Genomic DNA, 22,632 nt, shown 5'->3' on the forward strand with positions numbered 1-22,632 from the left:
GGACCGACACTCCTCTCTTTTGTTTCTGTCAGCCGGACGTCACCATTTTCAGTAGTTCTTGCAGTTGATCCTTGGTCATCGCCCCAATTACCACTTTAACAATCTCGCCCTCCGTGTTCACAATGACAGTTTGAGGAATGCCTGTCACGTTGTATTCCTGGGCCACTTCTCCGGTTTCATCCAGCAGGATCGGGAAGGTGAACTTTTCTTTTTGGATGTATTTTTTCATCTCATCGGGATTGTCCTGAACCGCCAAATTGACCATATGAAAGTTGACTTTCCCTTTATATTGCTCGTAGGCCTCCTGAATATGGGGCATCTCTGCCTTGCACGGCGGACACCAGGAAGCCCAGAAATTGATCAGAGCCGGTTTGCCGTCGTTATCCGACAATCGAACTTCTTTCCCATCCATTGTCTTCAATGTAAAATCCGGCGCGCGAAATCCTTCCTGAGGCCGCTCTTCCCGACTTCCCTTCCCTTGGGAAACCGGCTGCTCCTCTTTTTTCTTCGACGTATCCACTGCGGTTTTGGAAGAAGAGGGTTGGGAAGCTTTTTCTTTGGATCCTCCCGCCCAGATCGCTCCTGCCACCGCCACCACAATCACCAGACCGACCACCATATTTCGAATCAATTGCCCCTTCACCATTCCATCCCCTTCCGACATGTTGATTCAGCACCGTCCGACCGCCCGGAATCCTCACCGGGTCTTCTCTTTCATCCTTGACAGCTTGTATCTCCATTATATCCTTGCGAGCGGGAAAACCCCTAACTTTAGTTATGGGGATGATAGAGAGCGTCGGACGACGGAGGGGTGGTTTTTACCCCTCTCGCAGTTCGACATGTTTTCAGAAAAGTATTTACAAACAAATGTTCTACTGTTAAAATACAGTTAGTTGCTTATTGACAAGTGGATAGCATATAGGGTTGTGCAAGCCAATCACCTTGCACGTAAAATGCTATGTGTATGGACTGGCTAGACTGAAAAGCGAAAACCAAGCAGTAGGTCTAGCCTGAGACGTAGCAACTCAAACTGTTAACCGTGGGGCCCACGGGGTTAGCTTGGTCAACTTCCTGTCAGTGGACGGGATTACCCAAGAATCCCCTGCGTTTACGCATGGGGAGTGGTCAAATGAAAGTGTCCCCTTTTGATCTTCCTTATTGGAGGCGTTGGTTTGGATTGCCAGCAAAAAACTGCTGAGCCAGCCTGCCGTTGCCAGTCCGGTCATCCACCATTGCTCCGGAGCCAGCCCGTCGACGGAAACAGCGGGATCATAATCAGCCCAGGAAGCCGCCAAGAGAGCAGCCCCTCCCGTCCCCGTCAACCAAGGAAAAGGTGTGACCTGTTGGATACCGGCTGCGCCTCAGCCACCACCAGCCTCCAGCTATCCACATTAATCCCGCCCGATAGAGATGAACGGGGTGATAAGCGTACTGACTCCCTTCCCAGGTCATGCCCCAGGGCAAGGTTGTCACTTTTCCCCAGTCGATAAAGACCACGTTGTGATCCGATCGCGACGATCCATCCTGACAGAGCCGCAGCATCCAGTACCGCACGCCACGACCACCTTTGGCTCTTCGTCCGCCGCCACAGCCAACCGGCAGCCATTAATCCGCCCAGCCACCAACCCTTATCAGAGCCGCTAGAATACAGCAATACCGAAGGTTGACCCAAAACATCGGGGGCGTCCAATACCAAGGGACAGCTTCCATCCCAGGAAGGCCAGGATCCCCGCCGTAAGGGGGACATCTTTCCATCCTTCCCCGATTTCCGGCGTACGGGATGTCCACCATCCCGCCGCCCACCGGGGTTGCCCTCAATTTTCTTCAAGTTTTCCTTTTTCATTATACCGCTGTGAAGAGGAAAAAAGATTTGCTTTCCTCCTTTGTTTTTGATTAAGGTAGGGGCAGAAAAGTCTCAACAGGAGGTTTATATGAGCGAGGAGCTGGCGAGGTGGTTGACAGATTGGGGAATCTGGGGCGCGTTGTTCAGCATTCTCCTGAATGGACTGATCAATGTATTGGGAATCGTGCCGAGCGTATTGGTCACCGGAACCAATGTACTCGCTTGGGGGCCGTTATGGGGAGGGGGAATTTCCTGGGCGGGGGAGTTGCTCGGGGCGGGAATCGCCTTTTGGTTGTACCGAAAAGGAATCCGCCGGGTACGGAAAGGGCGGGAGATTTCCTGGAAGTGGATCAAGCGGTTCAATGACCACCGCTCAGGGCGACAGTTTTTTGCCTTGTTGGCGGCACGGATGACGCCCTTTATCCCGTCTGCTGCAGTCAATCTGGCAGGAGCCTTGACCAAGGTCTCTTTGTCCGTGTTTCTGACTGCAACGGCTGTGGGAAAAATTCCATCCATCGCCCTGGAAGTGTTGGTCAGTTACGATCTCATCCATATCCAGGAAAATGTGTTTCGCCTTCTATCCGTCCTGCTGCTGATCACGGCGGTATGGCTGGTGACTCGGCCTCGACGAACCCGAACGTGATCCGGCTCAACTTTAAAAGAAGTAGGATACAAAAAAGACGGCTGAGTGAAATCCTTTGCCGTCTTTTGTTATGGCAAGATCCCTCAGTTCCTGCACCTACGGCCTTTTCACCCCAACATACCGGTTACATACGGGTTGGTTTCCTGCTCCCGGCCGATGGTGGTTACCGGGCCGTGCCCGCTGTAAACGGTCGTCTCCTCCGGCAGCTCCATCAGTACATCGTGAATTGAACGCATCAGCGTTTCGTAATCGCCGCCGGGCAGATCTGTTCGGCCGATGGAACCGGCAAAAAGCACATCCCCGCTGTACACTTGATTCGGCAAGACATAGGTGACACTGCCGGGAGAGTGTCCCGGGGTATGTACCACTTCAAACGTGTGACCCAAGAAGGAAAGGGTTTCACCACCCTTTAACACGTGATCAGCCTCCCGGCACGTGACCGGCTCCACTCCGGGAAACAATCCGGATCCATTCAAGCGTGGATCCGTCAGCCATTCCGTTTCTTCTTGATGGACATAGACCGGCGCACCCGTTTCCTGCCGAACTTCTTCCAAGCCTCCGATGTGGTCGAAATGAGCGTGGGTCAGCAAAACCGCCTGGATGCTCAAATCTAATTCACGAATCCGATGGAGCAGCTTTTCCGGGCCAGACCCTGGATCAATCACCAACCCTTCGCCGCCGGAAGCTTTATACAGCAGATAACAGTTGGTCATTACAGGACCTAAGGTAAATGTTTCGACATGCATCTGTCACACCCCTCATTCCATCGCTTCATTCCGGCTCTTGCCCCATTGTACACCGAATCGGCCGGGAACAAAACAACCATGGAGAAAGACAATTTCCCGATAAATACATGCTTTCCTTTCAGGCGGTTACACTATGCTTAAACGATAACTGGAAAGGAAGGAAGCCCATGGCCATGATTCGATTTTTGTCCGTGCTTTGCGGGATCGGCCTTCTGTTCGGGTGCCAGCCTGCAAACAAACCGCCTGCCAATGAATCGGCACCTCCGACGGATAAGATTCCTCATACTCAACGCGTACGGCAAACGGCTCCCGATCCGAGATATGCCCGCAATCCGCAAGCGATAGCGAACCGGATGGTAAGAATCGCCACCAACATGCCCCAGGTAAAAGGAGCCACCGCTGTCTCCGCCGGACCCTACACCATTGTGGGGATTGATGTGGATCCCACTCTGGATCGGGGCCGCGTGGGCACGATAAAGTATTCCGTCGCCCAGGCCTTACAGGAAGATCCCCAAGGTTCCAATGTATTGGTGACAGCCGATACGGACCTGGTGCAACGTCTGCGGGAGTTGTCGGATGACGTGGCACACGGCCGCCCCTTGAGCGGAGTAGCCCAAGAGCTGGCCGAAATTGCCGGCCGCATCATGCCCCAACCTTCCAAACAGATTCAGCGCAAGGAACAAGCTCCTAACCGGCTGAACCAGGAACGGGAAAACCAAACCCCGAACCCCAAACCGGCACGGGGACGCTGAGTGCAAGCAGCCAAAAAGCCTAGAGTGATTCTCTAGGCTTTTTTCAATGCGGCCATCACTTGACGGTCCAACTTGTCTGCCGCTTCTTGATCGTAGGTTTTGACATACTCCGGTTCGCGGGAAATCTTAGCGCCGTAAAACATGACATCCTGCACCGCTTCCACTTCCAAAGTAATCTCCGCCAGCTTAATGGTCACGTCTTCCATCGGCTGACGGGTGACTGCGGCTTTGCCGTTGATGGTATAGGTGGAATTCGGCCCGATCACCGTGACCGCAGCCCGGGCATTGGTTTTTACATTGCTGACGATGCGGGATTTGTGGCCTACTGCCATTTTGATATGCCGGGCATCGGGTGCATACACCCAAGATACTGCGTTCACAACCGGTGCTCCGCTCTTTTCATCCAAGGTGGATAACAGTACATACTGCTCCTTTTGCAGTTTGGACAACAACGCATCGCTCAATTGAGAGCCCAGATGTTCCGCCATAACCCATCCTCCTTTTGCTGTGTCAGTCTCATCATATCAGAAGCTTTCCCCAACCCCAACCGGGAGAAATCGTGACATGTTACCCAAGAGAGCGGGTATAGTATACTAGGAAAGGGAGAAAAGGAGAAGGCCGCGATGCATCCTCAAAAAATATCGGTCCGGTTGACCCATTCCAGTGAGGTAGACCGTCTCGCTGCGGAAACTCGGCGATTGAACCGTCAAGTCCAATCCGTCACCGACTGGATGGAAACCGCACGCATGCAAGACTTGTTGCAAAACTACAGCAGCCCTGTTCGTGTTTTCTGGATCAATCTGCTGGCGGGGTTGGCCCGAGGGTTGGGGCTCACATTAGGAACCGCCATCGTGTTGAGCCTATTAAGCATCTTGCTCTCCAAACTGTCAGGCGTCCCGTTTTTCAGCGACACCCTCCGGGACTTAAAAGAACTGATCGATCATGCCACACCGCAATAAACGGCCTAAGGAGGTACTCTGCTATGAAAGTCACGTGTCTATTATGCGAGCGCCCGTTCAGCCCATCACCCCTGCAAGCAAAAAAACTGCGAAAACATCCGCACCGCATCTTCCTTTGTCCTTCGTGTCATGAACGGATCTCAACCAAAACCATCGCACGCCGAAACGAAAGCTCCTCCGCCGGATGAATTATTCAAAGGATTGGTTGTATTTCGGCTCCGATTGAATGCTCTTGAGCAAATCCTCCACCTGTTCCCGAGGAAATCGTTCGGTGTGCTCTTCCCCGTTCAATCGGTAACGAACGACATACTCTTGTGCATCCTTGGTCGCTTCCAGCTCTTCCACACCGTGGTCCTGAATCAGCATGTCATGAAAAAACCGGGTGGTATCCTCCGCGGACCGGTCCTGGGGACGCGCATCCCAAACCACCCGAATTTGCAGCCAGTTGAACAATGCATCCTTCAACCTCATCGGCTTTTTCCCCCCATTTTCCACCATGAATTGTAACTCCGATGTCATTTGTTCTCTGTTCGGGAGGAGGATGGCGATCTGCGGATCATGGCCATCCGGATACGTGCGATGATAATCATCGCATTCGTGACCAACAAAATTTCCATGATTGGAAAACGAAGCAAAAACATCAGCCAAAATAAAACGCAGCCGACCGCTAATACCGCATACACAATGAGTGACTTTAACACCGGTAACTTTCGCGCAAAGGCCACTTTATAAATGATGCCCGTCAATACAAAAATGACGAGATAGGCGGCCAAAGGATGGCCTTTCAACCAAGCATCCACGGCTTCCATGCGTATCCTCCCCTTCAGGCGGTTTCGCCTTGTTTCAGGTCGGCGAGATACTGGATCTCCTCGGCGTACTCCGCTTCATCCTCTACCGGCGTTTCCAGGATGACCGGCAATCCTTCCAACTCTTCGCAACGCAGGAACTTCGTCAATGCAGCAGCCCCGATCTCACCCTTTCCGATCTTTTCATGACGATCCTTGCGGGAATTGTACGGAGCCTTGCTGTCATTGAAATGAATGGCAACCAGATGCTCGAGATAGCCGGTCTCCTTCATCTTTTCAATGAGTTCATCAAAAGATTCCTCATTCCAGGCGCCAGCAGCAAACCCATGGCAGGTATCAAAACAAAAACCGATTTTTTTCGGATAATCCGTCGCGTCCCGAATCGCCGTCAGTTCCTCGATCTGCAAGCCCAGTTCGGAACCTTGTCCCGCCGTGTTTTCCAAGAGCAACAGGGTTTCTCCATCATAGTCGGACAAAATCTGATTCAGCGTCTCCACCATGCGGCGGGTTCCGTACTCCACCCCTTCACCCACATGCTTCCCGCAGTGGACCACGGCTCCGACAGCACCGTAGGTTTCCGCGATATGCAAATCCTCTTTGATGGAGCGGATCGTCACTTCGTGCAGATCCTCCTTCGGAGTGGACAAGTTGGTAATATACGGTGTATGAGCTACCAGCGTGATATCATGCTCCCGGCAAAAGGCCACTCCTTTTTCCGCGTCTTGATAATCGATTTTTTTCGGACGGAGTCCCCGCGGATTTTTCGTAAAGACTTGAAATGAAGCCGCCCCCAGCTCCAACGCCCGGCGTGACGCCTTATGGAACCCTTTGGCGACACTGATATGGCATCCCAGTTTCATGTTTTCTCCCTCCTTAAACCAAAGAAGCGCCGCAGTCTGCGGGCGCCTCTTACACCTTCTTCATCATACCACTGGCCCTGTCCTCGCTGCAACTGAAGAGAGCCGTCAGGACGGGGAAATGGCCGCTGTCTTTTCCATCTCTTCACGCAACACATCCGGTTTGTCTGTGATGATCGCATCGACACCCAACTGGAGCAAGCGGCGCATCCCTTTCGGCTGGTTTACCGTAAAAGGACGAACGGGCAGGTTTTCCTTCTGGCATCCCTTCACCACTTCCTCCACTACCGTGTACCAATAGGGATGAAGGGAAGTCGCTCCTGCATGTTTGGCGTAAACCCACGGATCGACCAGCCCTTCCATATAGAGGATGGCTGTATCGATTTCCGGCTGGACTTGCTTCATCACCTTCAAACTGTAATGGTTAAAAGAAGAAATCACGGCCTGTTTTACCAAACCGTATTGCTGCAACAAATTGGCTACTTTTTGTTCCAACTCCGGATAAATCACCCGGTTGTTTTTCAGCTCGATATTGATCTTCATCCCATGTTCAGCCACCAATTGGAGCACTTCCTCCAAGGTGGGGATCTTTTCTCCTTTAAACTCCGGATCAAACCAGCTACCGGCGTCCAATCGCCGCAGTTCTTCCAATGTCAATTCCCGCACTTTTCCCGTGCCATCCGTGGTCCGTTTCACCGTCTCGTCATGGATGACAACCACCTTATTATCCTTCGTCAAATGAACATCCAACTCCACCCCGTCGGCGCCCGCATCCACGGCCCGTTGAAAAGCGGCCATGGTATTTTCGGGCGCCATCGCGGAAAAACCTCGATGTGCATATACTTCCGTACGTTTCATGGAAAGACTCCTTCTGATCTGCTTTGTACAAAAGAACCCTGTTGTTAGGTTTACCTCTGCTGAAAGCTTTATTTTATCAACCGGCCAGTATCACAGCCGAATGTGATGAAGATAGATCTGACTGGCACTCTTTACTGTGAAGGTATCCTGCTCCACGATATAATCCAATGACATCAACCGCTCCAAATACATCCGGCTGTGCGGGTCGACCACGATGACGGGATCTTCTTCTTCCGTTTGCACCCAGTTGTCCTCCCTTCTCTCTGCATCCCAGTTCAACTCATACAAGACCGTTGCACCACAGCCGCAGCCCTCATCCATCGCCGCCATCCGCAACACGGTGCCGGGCTCCGGCTTTTTTTCAGACAAGGCTTTCCGTGCCCTCCCAATTCACATTTCGACACCTCCGTAACTATCGTACTCCGATAAGCCCATGAAAAAAAGGGCGGGATCTTCCCGCCCAGATTGATGACAGTCCTGTATGATCGCTTCGACTCTTTTGCCCGTTGCTCCCTTTCCTCCGACTTAGAAGTCCGTACTGTCCGCTCCAAGAGATTCAACGAGACGCGGCACAATGCGGAGTGCATTCAAAAAGTACAAGTCACGCCTTGCGTCGCTCTGATGCCGGCCGTCCTGAGATGGTGATCTCACTCTTTACCTATTGCAAAACCGATCATTCTACATTTTGCGTGGGAAGGTACTAAAAAAGTGCATCTCCGTCATGGAGATACACTTTCACTTCGACAATGGGATGGGATATCCTTATTCCCTCCAACCGATGGTCCCCTGGACTTACGTTCACAACGCTTCGAGCATCAACATTTCTTGACGGAGTTCCCGTAAACGGGCTTTGTGTTGATCCACCCGATGGGTATTGTTCTCAACCATGGCCTCATACAAAAGGGCCAGCTCATAATCCAATTCCATCCGTAACACGGGGATTCTCTTTTCCGGTTCCCGACACTTGAATGCCTTGATCACGTCTTCCACGGTCACGCTGCACCCCATTTCCTCATAATTTCCCAGTGACCCGAACAATGTCCCCATCATCCGGAATCGACAACAACACCAACATTTACCACGACGAATCTGGCTACAGGATGCCCGCATACCAACTGAAATAAACCTGTCCCCTGACCACGAAGCTCTCCAAGGCTCATCTCTTGATTTCACTTTACGCATGCCCAGGGAGTTCGGTCACGGTTCCCTCCCAATTGTTTTACTTTTCCGACAACAAAGCGCGCTGTCTGAGGGAACCCGTTTGTCTTTCCCTCTCTTGTGATAAGATAGAGAAGAATACATCAGGTGGTGGTGGAAGGATGACGTGGACGGGTTTTACATCCGATGATTTTGACGTGTTCTCCATCCCGGGTTTGGAACCCCGGATGGATGCCTTGAAACAACGGATTCGCCCTAAGCTGGAAGGCTTGGGTGAAGCTTTGCAACCTCATCTGACCCAACAACTCGGGGAAGAAGTGTTTGTTCATGTGGCCAAACACGCCCGGCGCACCGTCCATCCGCCGGATGAAACCTGGGTGGCTTGGGCTGCCAACAAACGGGGATATAAGGCTCATCCTCACTTTCAAGCAGGACTTCGGCAAAGCGGGCTGTTTGCCATGTTTGCCTTGATCTACGAATGCAAGCAAAAGTCCGGTTTTGCCGCGAACTTCCTCGAACAGTTTGATGAGATATTCCCGCTCCTACCGGATCATTTTGTGGTGTCCAAAGATCATACCCGACCCGAAGTCGCCTCTGTCAAAGAGCTGGGCCCGGAAGGAATGAGAGAAGTGCTGGAACGTCTTCGCCAGGTAAAAAAAGCAGAGTTTTTGTGCGGTATTCAGTTGGACCGGAAGGATGACATCGTCCGGGATCCGGCCGCTCTGGAAACTCGCATCCGGGAAACCTTCCAGACCCTGGATCCGTTGTACCGCCTGGCGATAGCAGCACAATAGGGTACAATCATCTTATTCCCAGTGGATTTTGTGGAGAATAATGATAAGAAGTCCTTCTACCGAGAGTCGCCTCCTTTTAAAACGGCAAACGCCCGAAAGGAAGCGATGAGTAGAAGGACTCTCCCTTCACTCGTACTGCTTGTCATCCAGCTGCCCTTTTGAATGACAGGAAAAACTCTTTCCATCCCCTTGTTCCCTTTCATTGATTTCTCTGCGCCCATTACTTCCTTTGAAGCATGGATTTCCCGCAAATTCCTCTTTCTTTGCCTGCTTCCTTTTGTTATACTTTCCCTCATGGACTTATGATTAGAGAGGGAGAGGCCCCTTGAACGAAAAACAATACACGACGCCTCTGCTTACCCGTTTGAAAGAACATGCGGCACAACAGCCTATACAATTTCATATTCCTGGACACAAGGGAGGTCGGGGCATGGATCCCGAGTTTCGGAATTTCATCGGGGAAAGTGCGCTTTCCATCGATTTGATCAACATCGCTCCCCTGGATGATCTGCACCATCCCCACGGCTCCATCAAGGAAGCTCAAGAATTGGCTGCTGAAGCCTTTGGAGCGGAGCATACCTTCTTTTCCGTACAAGGAACCAGCGGTGCTATCATGACCATGGTGATGTCGGTATGCACACCGGGGGACAAAATCATCGTTCCCCGCAATGTACACAAATCCGTGTTGTCTGCGATCATTCTCGCGGGCGGCCATCCGGTGTTTGTTCACCCGGTGATGGATCCCCGCTTAGGCATCGCCCACGGAGTCACCAAAAAAGATGTGGAACGTGCCATTCACCTTCATCCCGATGCCAAAGCGGTTTTACTGATTAATCCCACCTATTACGGCATCGCTGCCAATTTGGCGGAGATTGTGGAATGCGTGCACGGCTACGGTATCCCGGTGCTGGTGGATGAAGCTCACGGAGTGCAGACCCATTTTCACGAACGGCTTCCGATGTCCGCTATGCAGGCAGGAGCGGATATGGCTGCCACCAGTGTGCACAAACTGGGAGGCTCCCTCACGCAAAGCTCTGTGCTAAACGTACAGGGTAACCGCATCAATCACCGGCGTGTTCAGTCCATCATCAGCATGTTGACGACAACTTCCACCTCTTATATCTTGCTCGCTTCCCTAGATGCTGCCCGGCGTCATTTGGCCACGCGGGGCCGGGAGCTGGTGGAAAATGCCCTTCAGTTGGCGGATAAAGCACGCAGGGAAATCAATCAAATCCCCGGAATCTCCTGTATCGGCCGGGAATTGCTGGGCAGTGATGCAGTCTATGATATGGATGAAACCAAGCTGATCATTCATCTTCACAGCCTCGGCATCACTGGTTACGACGCCGAGCGATGGCTTCGGGAGCGCTGGAATATCGAAGTAGAGCTGAGTGACCTTTACAACATCCTGTGTCTCGTTACACCGGGGGATACTCCTGATTCCATCGAGGTTTTGATCCGGGCACTGCGGGATTTGTCCAGCCACTTCTACACCGAAGGCAAACAGGAGCGGAAAGCAGCTCAATTGCCGGATATTCCTTCACTCGCTGTCTCTCCCAGAGATGCCTTTTATGCCAATACGGTGACCATTCCGTTTACGGAATCAGCCGGCCGCATCATTGCCGAATTCATCATGATCTATCCTCCGGGCATTCCGGTTTTGCTCCCTGGCGAACGGATCACCGAGGAAAATATCGAATACATTCAAAAACACATGGAAGCGGGGTTGCCTGTTCAAGGCCCGGAAGATCCGGATATTCGGATGATCCGTGTCATCCGAGAACCCCGCTGACACTCTCCCCGGCTTTTCCGAGGGTTTTTAGTGTGAAAACAAAACGGACGGGATTTCCATCCGTCGTCCGTCTCTTTTCCCCTTATTTTTACGCTTTTATGAATGGTCCCCGTCACCACAGTCGGTGCATCTGGGGCATTTTCCGTATAAAGTGCCTGCTTTTTCAGCATCCACATAGGCGATTACTTCTTCGCAGGATTGACACACAATCGCTTCCATCAAAATCCCCTCCCGCGCGGTTTTTTGTAAGCGGTTTTATTTATATGTCACAATAATTATATTATGTTATACTATTTGTGTCAATCCGCATGTATCCGGTGATCTCAAATAAAAAAAGCTCTTTTCCGCCTTTTTGGAAAATAGCCCAGTGGGGAACAGTGGAAATAAAAAAGCAGGTAACCATCCGGTTTACCCGCCGAAGTTTAAGAGAAAAGAATCAACTGGATTCTGCTTCCATCTCCAATGTCAGTGCCGGGAGACTGTTTCGGAAAAAGATCGACACTTCTTCCGCTTCTTCGATGGAACGAAGGTTGTAGAGCTTTTGAAGGTATTCCAGGTTTTCGATATCATCCTGGGCGAGTAAAGAGGAGCGTCCTGTCTGCATACAAACGACCAAAGGCTTACCAAAAAACATGTTTGTGTAGACGATGCCAAAGTCATATCGACCATGCTCCGAAATAAAGCCGACAAAACGAACTTTGGCCTGTTCCGTTTCATCGTACAGCCGTTCATACATTGCCATACAAGATCTCCTCCTTGTTGTTAGATATGAGACATCCTTTCATTATCCAAGATGCAAGTTTCTGAAAAAACCGATACCATCCATCTTTCTTATATAGATCACTAAACTCGTTCGACAGCCAGCAGAAAAACATCTTGCCATCGGTAGGACGGGGGAAGCTCCTGTTAAGAATTGCACTCCTTGCCTTTACTCTCAAACAAGGACGCCAATTCACAAAAGAGGTCGATATCCTCATTGTCGATGCAGTCCTGTGGTTCCCCGATGACCACAATCTCTCCTATCAAGTGGTGGCCCCGATAAAACGGCACATACACTTCCGTCCGTTTCCCCACCACTTCCCGGACCACACCTCCGCGTGCAGCAGCCACGCTGTGGAGCCCTTCCCCAAATCGGATTACTGGGGGTAATGAGCTGTATCCCGCATGACAGACACAACGAAACCGATATTGGTCCGCCAGGTAAATGCCTGCAAAGCAGTACTCCGGGACCTTGTCATACAGGGTCCGGATCGAAAACTCATACAACTTGTGGATCTCGCCCTCCAACTTGTCTGACACGACGCCGATATCAGCACGGAGCTCATCCAACAAATCCGCTTTTCGCATCAGATCCATCCCCCATCGTCATCGGAGTACATTTCAGTGTAGCACATCCAACAGAGTAAGACAACGCATTTTTCGTAATATTTCATAGTTTTAATTACTCGCATTGGACTAATTATTCCGTTTTCACTTTCCCTGTATTTATAGATTCCACAGCCGGGGCTTTTTTCCTGTTTCCTTCCAGTGAAAACCCCAGACCCGATCTGCTGCGTACATATGGTGTATATTCTTTTTCTACAGACCGAAGTGCTTTTCCTTCCCGCATCTTTAATATGGATTTTAAATTTTTTCCATAACGCTTTCCTGCTCCTGGGATTTTATTCTGTAAAAGGGGCGGTCAACATGCTAAACTGGATTTGGATTGAATTTTTTGAACGCTGAGCAGCGGACCCTGGGCCTAGAGGTGATCACCATGACAAAAAGCGCGTATATTCATTTGGTAGAAAAATCCACCCATCAGGAAATCACCCTGGACGATGTGAAACAAGCGTTGGAACGATATGTGACAATGACCTCCCATACCGGCAAACAGCTGGGGTGGGATTATGCTGCGGCCGCTTTTCCTTACCACGTTCATGAAGAAGAAAAAGACGGTGTTCGGTGGCTGCGCCTGGAGGGAACAGACCCCCACCTGTATCGTCGCCTTATCCTAGGTGTAGGTACCCGGCGCGACCATGAGCAGACCCGCCATTACATCCAATGCATTCTTCCTCCTGATGCCACTCACGGCGATCTGGCCAAAGGAAACGAATTGTCCCGCTATCTGGCTAAAGTTTTTCAAGCCGAGCTCCACCTGTTCAACGGACGTGTCATGTATTTCTACCCGCGGAAGTAAACGTTGGACGGGAGCGACAAGTAGAGATTTGTCATCAATCTGCCGGCAGATGCCGGCTTTTTTCATTCCTCCATTTTCCGGTATTCATTATCGCGTAAAAAGGATATGATAAAATACAGAACAAATGTTCGTGTATCGAATCGGAGGAATGAACCATGCGCACGGTATTACTGGCAGATATGAACGCCTTTTATGCCAGCGTAGAACAAGTGCTGCACCCGGAGCTGCAAGACAAACCGCTCATCGTCTGCGGAGATCCTACACGGCGGCACGGCATCGTGCTGGCTGCCTCCTACGAGGCAAAAGCCTGCGGTGTCAAAACCGGAATGCCGGTTTCCCAAGCCAAAGAGCTGTGCCCTTCCGCTTGCTTGGTTCCGCCTCATATGCGCACCTATGTCCAAATGTCTGTGCGGATCCTGGATATTTTACGGCAGTTTTCACCATTGGTAGAACCTTTCTCCATCGATGAAGCATTTGTGGAGCTGACCGGTTGCGAAGCGCTCTTCGGTACCGGCGAGGAAGCGGCCCGCTGTGTGCAGAAGCGGATCCTGAAAGAAACCGGTATCCCTTGCTCCATCGGTGTAGGCCCCAACAAGCTGCTGGCCAAAATGGCGGCCGAAATGGAAAAGCCCCTGGGATTAACCATACTGACCCAAGCCGATGTTCCGAAACGGGTGTGGCCGTTGCCCGTTAAAAAACTCTTCGGGGTCGGCCCGCGGATGGAACATCATTTTCATCGGATGGGGATTCGCACCATCGGCGATCTGGCCCATGCAGACCCCGAAAGGCTTCACCGCCGTTTCGGGATCATCGGAAGGGTGCTGCATCAATCCGCCCATGGTATCGATCACAGTCCGGTAGACCCTCACTCTTTGGACAGCAACCAGTCCATCGGCCACCAGTTTACCCTGCCTCGGGACTATGATACCGAAGAGGACTTGCGCATCGTGCTGCGGGAACTGGCAGAAGAAGTAGCCGGCCGGGCCCGCAAGGCGGGCTATACAGGGCGAACCGTTTCCCTCACCCTCAAAGGCACTGACTTTCGATCGATTCACCGGTCTTTCACCTTGCCGGAGTCCACTCAATTCGGACGGACAGTGTTTGAAGGTGCAATGAAGCTATTTCATCGTCATTGGAACCAGCAGCCGGTCCGGCTGGTAGGAATCACCCTTTCCAATTTGCAGCCCGATCAAGGAGTTCAGCTGGATTTGTTCGGGAAAAGAGACAAAGAAGCGCGTCTGGCAGCAACTGTGGACGCTATTCGGGAAAAATACGGCACCGGCAGCATTTTCCTGGCCCAGTCACTGTCAAGTGCCAGCGTGTTTGTGGATCGCTCCCGAAAAATCGGCGGGCACCGCATGTAGCCCACCTTATTATGGTATGTGGTTACCGGTATTATGTTACAATATTTTTCATGCCTAAGCAGGGGGATACCAAAAAGGAGTTCGCTCTGAAACGATTGGCGAACTCCGGAAAATTCCCTTCTTCTCATATCCAGACTACATACCCAAAGAATAATATACGCCGACAGCAAACCCGGTTCCCAAGGAAGCTCCCACCACGACATCGGTAGGGTAGTGAAGTCCCAGATACATTCGGGACAAACCCACCAAAGCAGCCAGGGGAATCAGAAAAATCCCCGTCCAAGGGGCATGCAAGACAAACACCCCGACAATAGAGAAAATCGCTGTCGTATGTCCTGAAGGAAAAGAGTAATCTTTCAGGGGATCTGTTGACGGATGCAGAGGAACAAGCTTTTGATACGGGCGATCACGGTGCAAGAGTGTTTTCAGCACTTCGACCACCAAATGGCTGGCCGTCAAAGAGACCAAAGCCTCCACCGCCCAATACGATAACGGCGAATCCATCACCACCCACCAGATCAATAAAAAGGAAAGGCTGAACACTGCACCGCCGATATGCGTAATCCGCGGCATCAGCCAGTCCATCGCTCTGCACTTCCACTGCTGGTTCATATAACAAATCCACCGGGCATCCACACTTTGCATCATGACAACCCAGCGCCTCATCCCCCCACCCCCGTTTTACCTTAATCCCTTTTTCTCTATCATAAAAAAAAGGGATCAAACAGAAGTGAATCCTTTGTTAACGTTTTATGGAGCTCTGAAAATCAAAAAAGACACTTGATAATCAAGTGTCTTTCAATGGTGGGCAGTATTGGAATCGAACCAACGACCTCTTCCGTGTCAAGGAAGCGCTCTCCCCCTGAGCTAACTGCCCACAGAATGTCTCGGATATGGTGGGCCCAACAGGACTCGAACCTGTGACCGATCGGTTATGAGCCGACTGCTCTACCAACTGAGCTATAGGCCCGAAAGAAAGTGGCGGAGCTGACGGGACTCGAACCCGCGACCTCCGGCGTGACAGGCCGGCGTGAACTCCAACTTCACCACAGCTCCACATTTGGTTGCGGGGGCAGGACTTGAACCTGCGACCTTCGGGTTATGAGCCCGACGAGCTACCAACTGCTCCACCCCGCGTCAATAAGACCTTTATTTTTTATTTTTCAAGCAGCGACGATTTATATCTTACTACATCCTGTCGTATTTTGCAAGAGGTTTTTTTATTTTATTTTTGTCAGCGAGCTTGTCCTTGAAGTGACATCTTCTATTATACACAGCTCGCCCCTCTGGTTCAACCCCTATTTTTTGAATGGGTACTCCAAATGTATCGAACGCCGTAACGGCCTCGTTTCGATTGAAACACTTCAACTTCGTCCGGGCTCTCATACCCGTACACCCACCAATCTTCCTGCATCCGTGCCGCCAGACACCGGGCCTGAAACCGGGTGTTATACAGTTTTGCCCAATATATCCAGCAAGACATGATTTCCCTCCTTCCAAGACCCTATGCTTTTGATAGTGTGTCAAATGAAGACGGGATTCATGCCCATGGACACGTGCACATTTTGAAAAGTGCCGATACACTGGGACATGGAGGGACATAGGATATATCAGCAAGCGGATCCAAGTGGTTTTACAACCATCTGACCTGCCATGGACAGATGTTCCCTCCTCTTTATTGCCCGGGCTTTCCCGGGACTTTTCATGTGAAAAGCCCTTTCCATCACGGAAAGGGCTTTTCGTTCAACCGGCATGTTGATCCCGTAACCGGGATTCGGCTTCCTGCGCCCGCTCCTCTTCATCCCGGAGCCGGTGGGCCAACCGGCTGGAAGCGGAGGCAGCGATACTGGCCACCAAGTCATCCAAAAAGGTATGAATCGGCCCTCCCTTTTTGGTATCCAGTTTTTCAATCAAACCGATTTTATGTTTATCCAAATGGCCAAAGGTTGTTACAGCGATGCTGCCATAACCGAAAACGGAACCTAAAGCCAGCGTTTCATCACATCCGAACAATCCTTCATCCGATTGAATCAAGGATTGCAATGGTTCAGACAGTTGTTTCTTTTCAGCGAGTATATCCAGTTCCACTCCAACCAAGATGGCATGTTGAATCTCACGCTTTTCGAGGACGGCAATGACGCTCTCTACACAGGCTTCCATCGTCAAGTTGTTGCTATATGGTGCTTGCATGCGGTAGACGATCTCCGCAATTCCTTCAATGGTGACACCCCGGTCTTTCAAACGCTGTAACGCCGCTTGCTTGACTTCTTTGCTGTGCACACGCCTTCTCATCCGATTTCCTCCCTCCGGTCACAAAAAGGACCTGCTTTTATCTTATCACAATTGGAAACAGGGCCGCACGTTTGGACAACCCCGCTTTATCACGGAAACAGAAGCGGTTATAATGGAAATGAAAGCTTTCGAATTCTATATCACCTGCATCCATCTCCCCTGTTCGCAATTTTTCCAACCATTTTCATCTTCCGGCCCATTCTCCACACCGAGATACCGGTTCGATCAGCCGCGACAAAACCCCCGCAAGGAGGAGTTCCTATGAAATACGGCATAGCTGTCTTTCCCGAGAAAAAAGTGCAGGATATAGCCAACTCATACCGAAAACGATATGATCCTCACTACTCTTTGATTCCTCCCCATATCACACTGAAGCAGGCATTTGAGATGGATGACGACCAGCTGTCTCGGGCAATCGTTCATCTGGATCAGGTTGCGCAGCAAACCTCGCCTTTTGAAGCACGTTTTACCAAAGTAAGCACGTTCCATCCAACCAATAATGTCATCTTTCTCAGCATAGCCGACCCGGCTCCCTTTAAAAGCTTGCACGAAAAAATCAATCAGGGATGTTTACAGCATGAGGAATCTTATGATTTCATCCCGCATTTGACCATCGGCCAATCCTTGTCGGATGACGAACTGCACGATGTGTACGGCAGCCTGCGCATGTCCACGTTTGATTTGAGTACCCGAGTGGATTGCTTTCACCTTTTATATCAACTGGAAAACGGGTCCTGGACCATTTACCAAAGCTTTTTGCTAAATCAAGACCAGGTACAGGAGTGAATGTTGTTGACGCCAACAGTCAAAGTGGCAAAACAGGACGAGCAGCGGGAACAAGCTTTTGCCATTCGTCGCAAAGTTTTTGTAGAGGAGCAAAAAGTTCCGCTCTCTCTGGAAATGGATGAATGGGAGAACGACTCGATTCATTTTGTTTTATATGACGGAGACAAGGCTGTTGGAACCGGACGACTTCGGCCCTGGGAGGGCCAGTCCGGCAAAGTGGAACGGGTCGCTGTCCTTCAGGATTACCGTGGACAAGGCAGCGGTCGAATCATTATGAAGGCCATAGAAGAATATGCCCGCAAGTTAGGGATGATCCGCTTGGTATTGAACGCTCAGGTTCAAGCCCAAAAGTTTTACGAATCCCTCGGCTTTCAAGTAGAAGGGGATATTTTCCTGGATGCAGGCATTGAGCACATCAAAATGACGAAAGCACTGAGCTGATCCGGTTGGAAACATAAGACCAACTTCCGCTTCATAAAATGAAGGTAGATTTTCTTCCCATTTTGAAAACGGACACAAAAATGGATTAGCTTCCGTCTTTGAAGGGTATACAAGGGAAAAACGCCTGAATTTAGAGGAGGAAACCGTTTGAAACTGAAAATCAAAAGTATCAACGGTTTGACTCGCCCTCGGGAACAAGTCGACCACTTTCTGAAGTCACAGGGTTTTGTCTGCCGTCCCAGCCATCATCCCGTCTACGACATACGTATTGAAGACGCTGCCTCCGGCCAAGTATATCGTCTGCGCATACCTACACATCACCATCTATCCCTAAACCAATCCGCTTATCTCCGATTGGGTGAACCGACACTCAGTCAAAACTCCAAGTTTCAGAAAAATCAGTTCCAAGGTGACATTCCTGATTCCGTGATGCAAGCCGCCAATGACAAGATTGCCGAGATCGTCTCCTATTTGCAGTCTTCCCCAGAATAATAAAGACCCTAAAACAGCACCCCTTTTCGGGGTGCTGCAACACTCAACTCACTTTCAGGAACGCTTTCGGATTTCTCGTTTCATTTTTTCGCCCATATCTCGAGCCTTTTCGGGAGACAAGCTGCGAGTTCGCTCGTTGACCCCCAATTCTTGCCCCACTTCGTTCATCAGTTCCTTGATCTTGCGATCATCATCGGACTGAGCACGGTTTCGACGAAATTCAGACATCCAAAGGCCCCCCTATTTAAAAAAAGTTGAGTGCATGATTAGCATCAGCGGAACTACCCCTTTCTATCCGTGGTGTTTACTTCCAAATAAACGGTCACATCAGGCAGGTCTTCCTCCGTGACCAACACCACCTGGTCAAACCCCTCCCCTTTTATTCGTTCTTTGGTGGTTTGCAATTGTTGATGATATTTTTCGATCACAATGGGATCCACCTGACGGTCCCGGTTTCTATTTTGTTCTAAACAACGGGAAAGCGGCATGTCCAAGAGAATGAGGACCGTATGAAATCCGTATTCTCTGGCGAGAGCCTGCATTTCGCTTCGATATACCCGTCTCAGGGATGTCGCATCCACCACGGTCAGCCTTCCCAAGGACAACCGCAATCGAACAATATGTCGCACCAGGGAAAAGGTCTCCTTGTTGACGCGCATATTGTGGACATCATCGCACACCATCTGACGGCAGTGATCGGATGAAACCACTTGTGTCGGTAAAAAATAACGGTGCGCAAATGTAGACTTGCCGCAGCCCGGAGCTCCGCATAATTGAATCAAGCTGTTTTCGGGAACACGTATGTCCATGTCCCTGCTCCTTTCCGACCGGAATGGAAGGTATCACCATACAATTCAAGCTGTTGCCCCCGTGTATCCTGTGGTAAACTGTATAAATATTTGGGACTATAAAGGAGTGGCCAAAGACACAGGAATCCACTCTCTTTTGTGATTCGCTGGGTAACGCCAATCCTGATTTTGACGGTGTTGGTGTTCCAAGTGTTAACCTCCCTGGGATACATCACCGCCTGAAAAAGCGGTTCCCGTAGGGGAACCGCTTTTTTAGTTGGCTTGCGTTTCTTCCAAGATCACTTCTTGTCCGCGGAAAAAGGGATACACACCGTCGATCTGTGTAAAGTAACTCTCCTGTTCCTTGACCGCCAATGTTCCCCGAACCCAGAAGCGATTCTCCATCCAAGCCGGAGGTAAACCGCGAAGGTTGATCTGTACAGGGAGCCACTTTTCCCCGATTTGGACCGTAGCCCCTTGGGAGGAGACCGTCAACATATAAGTCCCCCCCAATGTGGGTGCATGAACATCGCCATCCATGACAGCATTTTCGTTCAACCATTTTCCTGTTTTAAACGCCATCGGCAGTGTGTGTATGTAAGCCATATACACCGATGCAAAAACAGGATAAATGTCGCAGATAGCTTCGTCGCGAAGCCAGCGGAAAAAGTGCTTCATCGTATTCATGAAGATTTTGGACCGGATGGGACTGCCTCCACCACGGTCAATATACCAAATGCCGAAGAAATGAGCCAAAGCTTCCTCCGATAATTTGGACCAGGTAAAAGTTTTGCCATAACGGGTAGAAACATACTCACGAAACAGGTTCAAGGATTGCCGATAAAATGCCCGCGTCCGCTCCTGCAAACCGCTGACATGTTTTCTCAGAAACACTTCAATCTGCTGATCCACCACATCCGGAACACCGCGTTCTTCTTCCGGCAAGGCCGGCATCGCCGGCGGCCATTCTTTTTTGCTGAAATGTTCCGTTTCCATAGCGGGAGCTGCTTCTTTCAGCGAAGAAGCCAGCACTTTTTCGATTTGTTCCATATTCCGCGCCCTTTGCATCAACCATCCCAATATCTGCATTCCGTTTTGCTGCCAAAATTCCCGTCGGACCTCTTCTTCTTTTTGCGCGTAATTCTTCAGATGCACGAGAATCTCTCCTCTCATCTCTGACCCAAAGGATGTATAAGGTCCTAACAGCTCATAACGGTTTCCAATGCGAGAGAGGCGGGCGAACAACAGCATTCCTTTTTGAAGGGGTGATGTTACGTAAGTAGTATATACCTGTTCATGTATTAACGACTGCAACAGCGCTTCTTCATGTTCTACGTCCAACACAGCGTAACAACAGAGGTGAAGCTCACATAACTCCGACGCCATCTGTCTTTCAACCTGCGGCGTGTCCACTGTTTTCATCCATTGTTCGACAGGTCGCTTCCCATTCAGACAAGGTGCGTCAAACAACAACCAAAAACGGAAAGTGAATGAAAACTGCGGCGGGATCGGCTTGTCCGGTGGAAGCTTTAATTCTTGCTTAAATTTTTCACTCCATTCATCTTCCACCTTAGCGGCATGAGGTTCAAACCAACGATTCAAATCTGTGAGCAGCCGGGATTTCATTTGCCGTTCCATTTGCTCTTTGGATTGTTTAGCAGCTTGGATGGCCACCACGCGTTCACAACACTTCTTGTATTTTTTTCCGCTTCCGCAGGGACAAGGATCGTTACGACCAACCATAACCAACACATCCCGTTGAATAGTGCTTATCTCCAGTATATAAGAAAAAGGCACTAGATTACAAAAAAATTTGGAAAACCCCCATACAATTACCACTTACCCCGATAAACACGACCACAAACGAAACCCCCCGCGGTTCGACACCACAGGGGGTTCGCCTTTGTATCCTATTCTAAAATGTACACCGTCACATTTCGTCTGCCCCATTGAATGGCTTCTTCTTCACTGTCAAAATACAGATCAATCACATTTCCGTCGACGGCACCGCCGGTATCTTCAGCAACAGCTTGCCCGTAACCGGGAATGTAAAGGCGGGTACCCAAGGGAATCACATCCGGATCCACAGCAACTGTTCCTCGACGGGGAGTGGTACCAGTCGCTGTTTTATTCCCGGTGGCCGTATATCCCGTTGTCTCCGCCTGCATGGTACGGGAGTATTTCAAACCGGCAATCCGGGACCCGGATGCCAACTCGCTGTTGCTGGCAGTTTCCTCTTCACCGGAGCCCACTTTAACAATCTGGGTCACCGGCTTCACTTGATCTACTAGCTTTTTATCGGTAACCATCGCTTTTCCGTTTTTATACAAAGCGGTTACCTGGTAGATGGCTTTCCCCGGCTTTCCTTCCTGCTCCACTTTTTTCTCGCCTGCAGGAAGTTCTGGGTCTTTTTCTTTTTTCACATCAAAATCGACCGTCTCTACTTTTTTCTGAACGCGCCGTTCGATTTTGTCGATCACCACGGTCATATTATCGGTGATCTTTTCATTCATCGTCGCATTCATCTGGTCATTCGAATCCACTTGAACCTTTTTCTCTTTCAGGAATTCTCCAACCGTCGGTTCCATGGTTGTGTACTTTTTCGGATCTTTACCGCCCACTTTCAGAGAAACATCGCATTTGCAAGCGAGTCGAATATTCGTATCCTTCTGAATGGGCTGATCCCACGGAACACTGGGTTTATACTTGGCTTTCAGCTTTGCGGGATTATATCCCTCATCCGCCAGCGCTTCCTCCAAGGTTCCTCCAAGTACGTTCGTGGAGACTGTTTTTTCTTTATCACTGAAAGAGACCGTTACTTCCTTGTTCATCATCGCGTACCCAACGGTACCCGATAAGAGTAGGATGGCTGCAACCCCTATGGAAATGATCAGGGTTTTCTTCATCCAATACCCCCTTCTCGGCTTCGGAAAATAACGCTTAATATTATAGCAGAGACTATCCGATCCATCTATGAAAAATTTTCATTAACTGCAGGGCTGAGGAAGGGAAAACGTCTTCCTCGTTTCTTTTTACGGAATTAGCACAGGATAAGAACGGATTGGTATACGATATCTAATGT

General features: G+C 50.3%; 32 protein-coding genes and 4 tRNA genes. 11 read left to right on the forward strand and 25 right to left on the reverse strand.

Features of this window, described 5'->3' with window-relative positions:
* Window positions 1–28: 28 nt before the first annotated feature.
* The 3 genes from IEW70_RS12830 to IEW70_RS12840 form a co-directional block, all read right to left on the reverse strand.
* Window positions 29–643, reverse strand: a complete 615-nt coding sequence (locus tag IEW70_RS12830; RefSeq protein WP_188648325.1) for a TlpA family protein disulfide reductase — start codon at window positions 641–643, stop codon at window positions 29–31.
* A gap of 382 nt (window positions 644–1,025) precedes the next feature.
* The gene (locus IEW70_RS12835; protein ID WP_188648326.1) at window positions 1,026–1,295 is read right to left on the reverse strand and encodes a hypothetical protein; all 270 of its coding nucleotides are present in this window, start codon (window positions 1,293–1,295) and stop codon (window positions 1,026–1,028) included.
* Entirely contained in the window at window positions 1,276–1,554 is a 279-nt protein-coding gene (locus IEW70_RS12840; RefSeq protein ID WP_188648327.1) for a prolipoprotein diacylglyceryl transferase, read from the reverse strand. The genes IEW70_RS12835 and IEW70_RS12840 overlap by 20 nt, the downstream gene beginning before the upstream one ends.
* Before the next feature lie 377 nt (window positions 1,555–1,931).
* On the opposite strand from IEW70_RS12840, the gene IEW70_RS12845 reads away from it, so the two are divergent.
* Window positions 1,932–2,486: a TVP38/TMEM64 family protein gene (locus IEW70_RS12845; RefSeq protein ID WP_188648328.1), complete on the forward strand. Its 555-nt coding sequence runs from the start codon at window positions 1,932–1,934 to the stop codon at window positions 2,484–2,486.
* Between the two features lie 107 nt (window positions 2,487–2,593).
* Here IEW70_RS12845 and IEW70_RS12850 read toward each other — a convergent pair whose 3' ends face one another.
* A complete protein-coding gene (locus IEW70_RS12850) occupies window positions 2,594–3,232 on the reverse strand; it encodes an MBL fold metallo-hydrolase (protein WP_188648329.1) in 639 nt (212 codons plus the stop codon).
* A gap of 167 nt (window positions 3,233–3,399) precedes the next feature.
* Between IEW70_RS12850 and IEW70_RS12855 the strand changes: the two genes are divergently transcribed.
* On the forward strand, window positions 3,400–3,984 hold the full coding sequence (locus IEW70_RS12855) for a YhcN/YlaJ family sporulation lipoprotein (RefSeq protein ID WP_229751974.1): 585 nt from the start codon (window positions 3,400–3,402) through the stop codon (window positions 3,982–3,984).
* A 32-nt stretch (window positions 3,985–4,016) separates the two neighbouring features.
* On the opposite strand, the gene IEW70_RS12860 is transcribed toward IEW70_RS12855, so the two are convergent.
* A complete protein-coding gene (locus IEW70_RS12860; protein ID WP_188648330.1) occupies window positions 4,017–4,472 on the reverse strand; it encodes a pyridoxamine 5'-phosphate oxidase family protein in 456 nt (151 codons plus the stop codon).
* Window positions 4,473–4,607: 135 nt separating this feature from the next.
* Between IEW70_RS12860 and IEW70_RS12865 the strand changes: the two genes are divergently transcribed.
* Window positions 4,608–4,943 (forward strand): DUF5665 domain-containing protein, encoded by a 336-nt coding sequence (locus tag IEW70_RS12865; RefSeq protein WP_188648331.1) that lies wholly within the window; start codon window positions 4,608–4,610, stop codon window positions 4,941–4,943.
* Between the two features lie 23 nt (window positions 4,944–4,966).
* Window positions 4,967–5,131 carry a DUF2197 domain-containing protein gene (locus IEW70_RS18540; protein ID WP_188648332.1) on the forward strand — a complete coding sequence of 55 codons (165 nt, stop codon included), beginning with the start codon at window positions 4,967–4,969 and terminating at the stop codon, window positions 5,129–5,131.
* Window position 5,132: 1 nt separating this feature from the next.
* Here IEW70_RS18540 and IEW70_RS12875 read toward each other — a convergent pair whose 3' ends face one another.
* From IEW70_RS12875 to IEW70_RS12900, 6 genes are all read right to left on the reverse strand, one after another.
* Complete coding sequence (locus IEW70_RS12875; protein ID WP_188648333.1) at window positions 5,133–5,414, reverse strand: hypothetical protein; 282 nt, start codon at window positions 5,412–5,414, stop codon at window positions 5,133–5,135.
* 44 nt (window positions 5,415–5,458) lie between these two features.
* On the reverse strand, window positions 5,459–5,752 hold the full coding sequence (locus tag IEW70_RS12880) for a YlaH-like family protein (RefSeq protein ID WP_188648334.1): 294 nt from the start codon (window positions 5,750–5,752) through the stop codon (window positions 5,459–5,461).
* Window positions 5,753–5,766: 14 nt separating this feature from the next.
* Window positions 5,767–6,609 (reverse strand): deoxyribonuclease IV, encoded by an 843-nt coding sequence (locus IEW70_RS12885; RefSeq protein WP_188648335.1) that lies wholly within the window; start codon window positions 6,607–6,609, stop codon window positions 5,767–5,769.
* A 105-nt stretch (window positions 6,610–6,714) separates the two neighbouring features.
* Entirely contained in the window at window positions 6,715–7,464 is a 750-nt protein-coding gene (locus tag IEW70_RS12890) for a glycerophosphodiester phosphodiesterase (protein WP_188648336.1), read from the reverse strand.
* 90 nt (window positions 7,465–7,554) lie between these two features.
* The gene (locus IEW70_RS12895; RefSeq protein WP_188648337.1) at window positions 7,555–7,833 is read right to left on the reverse strand and encodes an iron-sulfur cluster biosynthesis family protein; all 279 of its coding nucleotides are present in this window, start codon (window positions 7,831–7,833) and stop codon (window positions 7,555–7,557) included.
* Window positions 7,834–8,262: 429 nt separating this feature from the next.
* The gene (locus IEW70_RS12900; RefSeq protein WP_229751975.1) at window positions 8,263–8,460 is read right to left on the reverse strand and encodes a YkzI domain-containing protein; all 198 of its coding nucleotides are present in this window, start codon (window positions 8,458–8,460) and stop codon (window positions 8,263–8,265) included.
* Between the two features lie 323 nt (window positions 8,461–8,783).
* Between IEW70_RS12900 and IEW70_RS12905 the strand changes: the two genes are divergently transcribed.
* Together IEW70_RS12905 and IEW70_RS12910 are read left to right on the forward strand one after the other, a co-directional pair.
* Window positions 8,784–9,416, forward strand: coding sequence for a YktB family protein (locus tag IEW70_RS12905; protein WP_188648338.1), 633 nt, complete (start codon window positions 8,784–8,786; stop codon window positions 9,414–9,416).
* A 325-nt stretch (window positions 9,417–9,741) separates the two neighbouring features.
* The gene (locus tag IEW70_RS12910) at window positions 9,742–11,208 is read left to right on the forward strand and encodes an aminotransferase class I/II-fold pyridoxal phosphate-dependent enzyme (RefSeq protein ID WP_188648339.1); all 1,467 of its coding nucleotides are present in this window, start codon (window positions 9,742–9,744) and stop codon (window positions 11,206–11,208) included.
* 96 nt (window positions 11,209–11,304) lie between these two features.
* Here IEW70_RS12910 and IEW70_RS12915 read toward each other — a convergent pair whose 3' ends face one another.
* From IEW70_RS12915 to IEW70_RS12925, 3 genes are all read right to left on the reverse strand, one after another.
* Window positions 11,305–11,427 (reverse strand): GapA-binding peptide SR1P, encoded by a 123-nt coding sequence (locus IEW70_RS12915; RefSeq protein ID WP_188648340.1) that lies wholly within the window; start codon window positions 11,425–11,427, stop codon window positions 11,305–11,307.
* A 217-nt stretch (window positions 11,428–11,644) separates the two neighbouring features.
* Window positions 11,645–11,944: a DUF3055 domain-containing protein gene (locus IEW70_RS12920; protein WP_188648410.1), complete on the reverse strand. Its 300-nt coding sequence runs from the start codon at window positions 11,942–11,944 to the stop codon at window positions 11,645–11,647.
* A gap of 170 nt (window positions 11,945–12,114) precedes the next feature.
* A complete protein-coding gene (locus tag IEW70_RS12925; protein WP_188648341.1) occupies window positions 12,115–12,555 on the reverse strand; it encodes a hypothetical protein in 441 nt (146 codons plus the stop codon).
* A 409-nt stretch (window positions 12,556–12,964) separates the two neighbouring features.
* Between IEW70_RS12925 and IEW70_RS12930 the strand changes: the two genes are divergently transcribed.
* A complete protein-coding gene (locus IEW70_RS12930; RefSeq protein WP_188648342.1) occupies window positions 12,965–13,387 on the forward strand; it encodes a DUF1885 family protein in 423 nt (140 codons plus the stop codon).
* A gap of 155 nt (window positions 13,388–13,542) precedes the next feature.
* Window positions 13,543–14,751: a DNA polymerase IV gene (gene dinB / locus IEW70_RS12935; protein ID WP_188648343.1), complete on the forward strand. Its 1,209-nt coding sequence runs from the start codon at window positions 13,543–13,545 to the stop codon at window positions 14,749–14,751.
* A 135-nt stretch (window positions 14,752–14,886) separates the two neighbouring features.
* On the opposite strand, the gene IEW70_RS12940 is transcribed toward dinB, so the two are convergent.
* From IEW70_RS12940 to IEW70_RS12970, 7 genes are all read right to left on the reverse strand, one after another.
* Complete coding sequence (locus tag IEW70_RS12940) at window positions 14,887–15,417, reverse strand: phosphatase PAP2 family protein (RefSeq protein WP_188648344.1); 531 nt, start codon at window positions 15,415–15,417, stop codon at window positions 14,887–14,889.
* Window positions 15,418–15,553: 136 nt separating this feature from the next.
* Window positions 15,554–15,628, reverse strand: a tRNA-Val gene (locus IEW70_RS12945).
* Between the two features lie 17 nt (window positions 15,629–15,645).
* A tRNA-Ile gene (locus IEW70_RS12950) sits at window positions 15,646–15,721 on the reverse strand.
* A gap of 9 nt (window positions 15,722–15,730) precedes the next feature.
* A tRNA-Asp gene (locus IEW70_RS12955) sits at window positions 15,731–15,807 on the reverse strand.
* A gap of 5 nt (window positions 15,808–15,812) precedes the next feature.
* Window positions 15,813–15,888 (reverse strand) — tRNA-Met (locus IEW70_RS12960).
* Between the two features lie 154 nt (window positions 15,889–16,042).
* Entirely contained in the window at window positions 16,043–16,234 is a 192-nt protein-coding gene (locus IEW70_RS12965; RefSeq protein ID WP_188648345.1) for a hypothetical protein, read from the reverse strand.
* 260 nt (window positions 16,235–16,494) lie between these two features.
* Entirely contained in the window at window positions 16,495–17,043 is a 549-nt protein-coding gene (locus IEW70_RS12970; RefSeq protein ID WP_188648346.1) for a phosphatidylglycerophosphatase A family protein, read from the reverse strand.
* A gap of 261 nt (window positions 17,044–17,304) precedes the next feature.
* On the opposite strand from IEW70_RS12970, the gene IEW70_RS12975 reads away from it, so the two are divergent.
* From IEW70_RS12975 to IEW70_RS12985, 3 genes are all read left to right on the forward strand, one after another.
* Window positions 17,305–17,829, forward strand: coding sequence for a YjcG family protein (locus IEW70_RS12975; protein WP_188648347.1), 525 nt, complete (start codon window positions 17,305–17,307; stop codon window positions 17,827–17,829).
* A 6-nt stretch (window positions 17,830–17,835) separates the two neighbouring features.
* Window positions 17,836–18,270 (forward strand): GNAT family N-acetyltransferase, encoded by a 435-nt coding sequence (locus IEW70_RS12980; protein WP_229751976.1) that lies wholly within the window; start codon window positions 17,836–17,838, stop codon window positions 18,268–18,270.
* A gap of 147 nt (window positions 18,271–18,417) precedes the next feature.
* Window positions 18,418–18,762 (forward strand): hypothetical protein, encoded by a 345-nt coding sequence (locus IEW70_RS12985; protein WP_188648349.1) that lies wholly within the window; start codon window positions 18,418–18,420, stop codon window positions 18,760–18,762.
* A gap of 54 nt (window positions 18,763–18,816) precedes the next feature.
* On the opposite strand, the gene IEW70_RS12990 is transcribed toward IEW70_RS12985, so the two are convergent.
* The 4 genes from IEW70_RS12990 to IEW70_RS13005 form a co-directional block, all read right to left on the reverse strand.
* Complete coding sequence (locus IEW70_RS12990) at window positions 18,817–18,990, reverse strand: hypothetical protein (protein WP_188648350.1); 174 nt, start codon at window positions 18,988–18,990, stop codon at window positions 18,817–18,819.
* 53 nt (window positions 18,991–19,043) lie between these two features.
* On the reverse strand, window positions 19,044–19,571 hold the full coding sequence (locus tag IEW70_RS12995) for an AAA family ATPase (protein WP_188648351.1): 528 nt from the start codon (window positions 19,569–19,571) through the stop codon (window positions 19,044–19,046).
* Between the two features lie 252 nt (window positions 19,572–19,823).
* Window positions 19,824–21,293: an SEC-C domain-containing protein gene (locus IEW70_RS17900; RefSeq protein ID WP_229751977.1), complete on the reverse strand. Its 1,470-nt coding sequence runs from the start codon at window positions 21,291–21,293 to the stop codon at window positions 19,824–19,826.
* A gap of 167 nt (window positions 21,294–21,460) precedes the next feature.
* A complete protein-coding gene (locus IEW70_RS13005) occupies window positions 21,461–22,456 on the reverse strand; it encodes a resuscitation-promoting factor (protein ID WP_188648352.1) in 996 nt (331 codons plus the stop codon).
* Window positions 22,457–22,632 lie beyond the last annotated feature (176 nt).

Source organism: Marinithermofilum abyssi (assembly GCF_014641195.1).
In the GTDB taxonomy this organism is placed as follows: domain Bacteria; phylum Bacillota; class Bacilli; order Thermoactinomycetales; family DSM-45169; genus Marinithermofilum; species Marinithermofilum abyssi.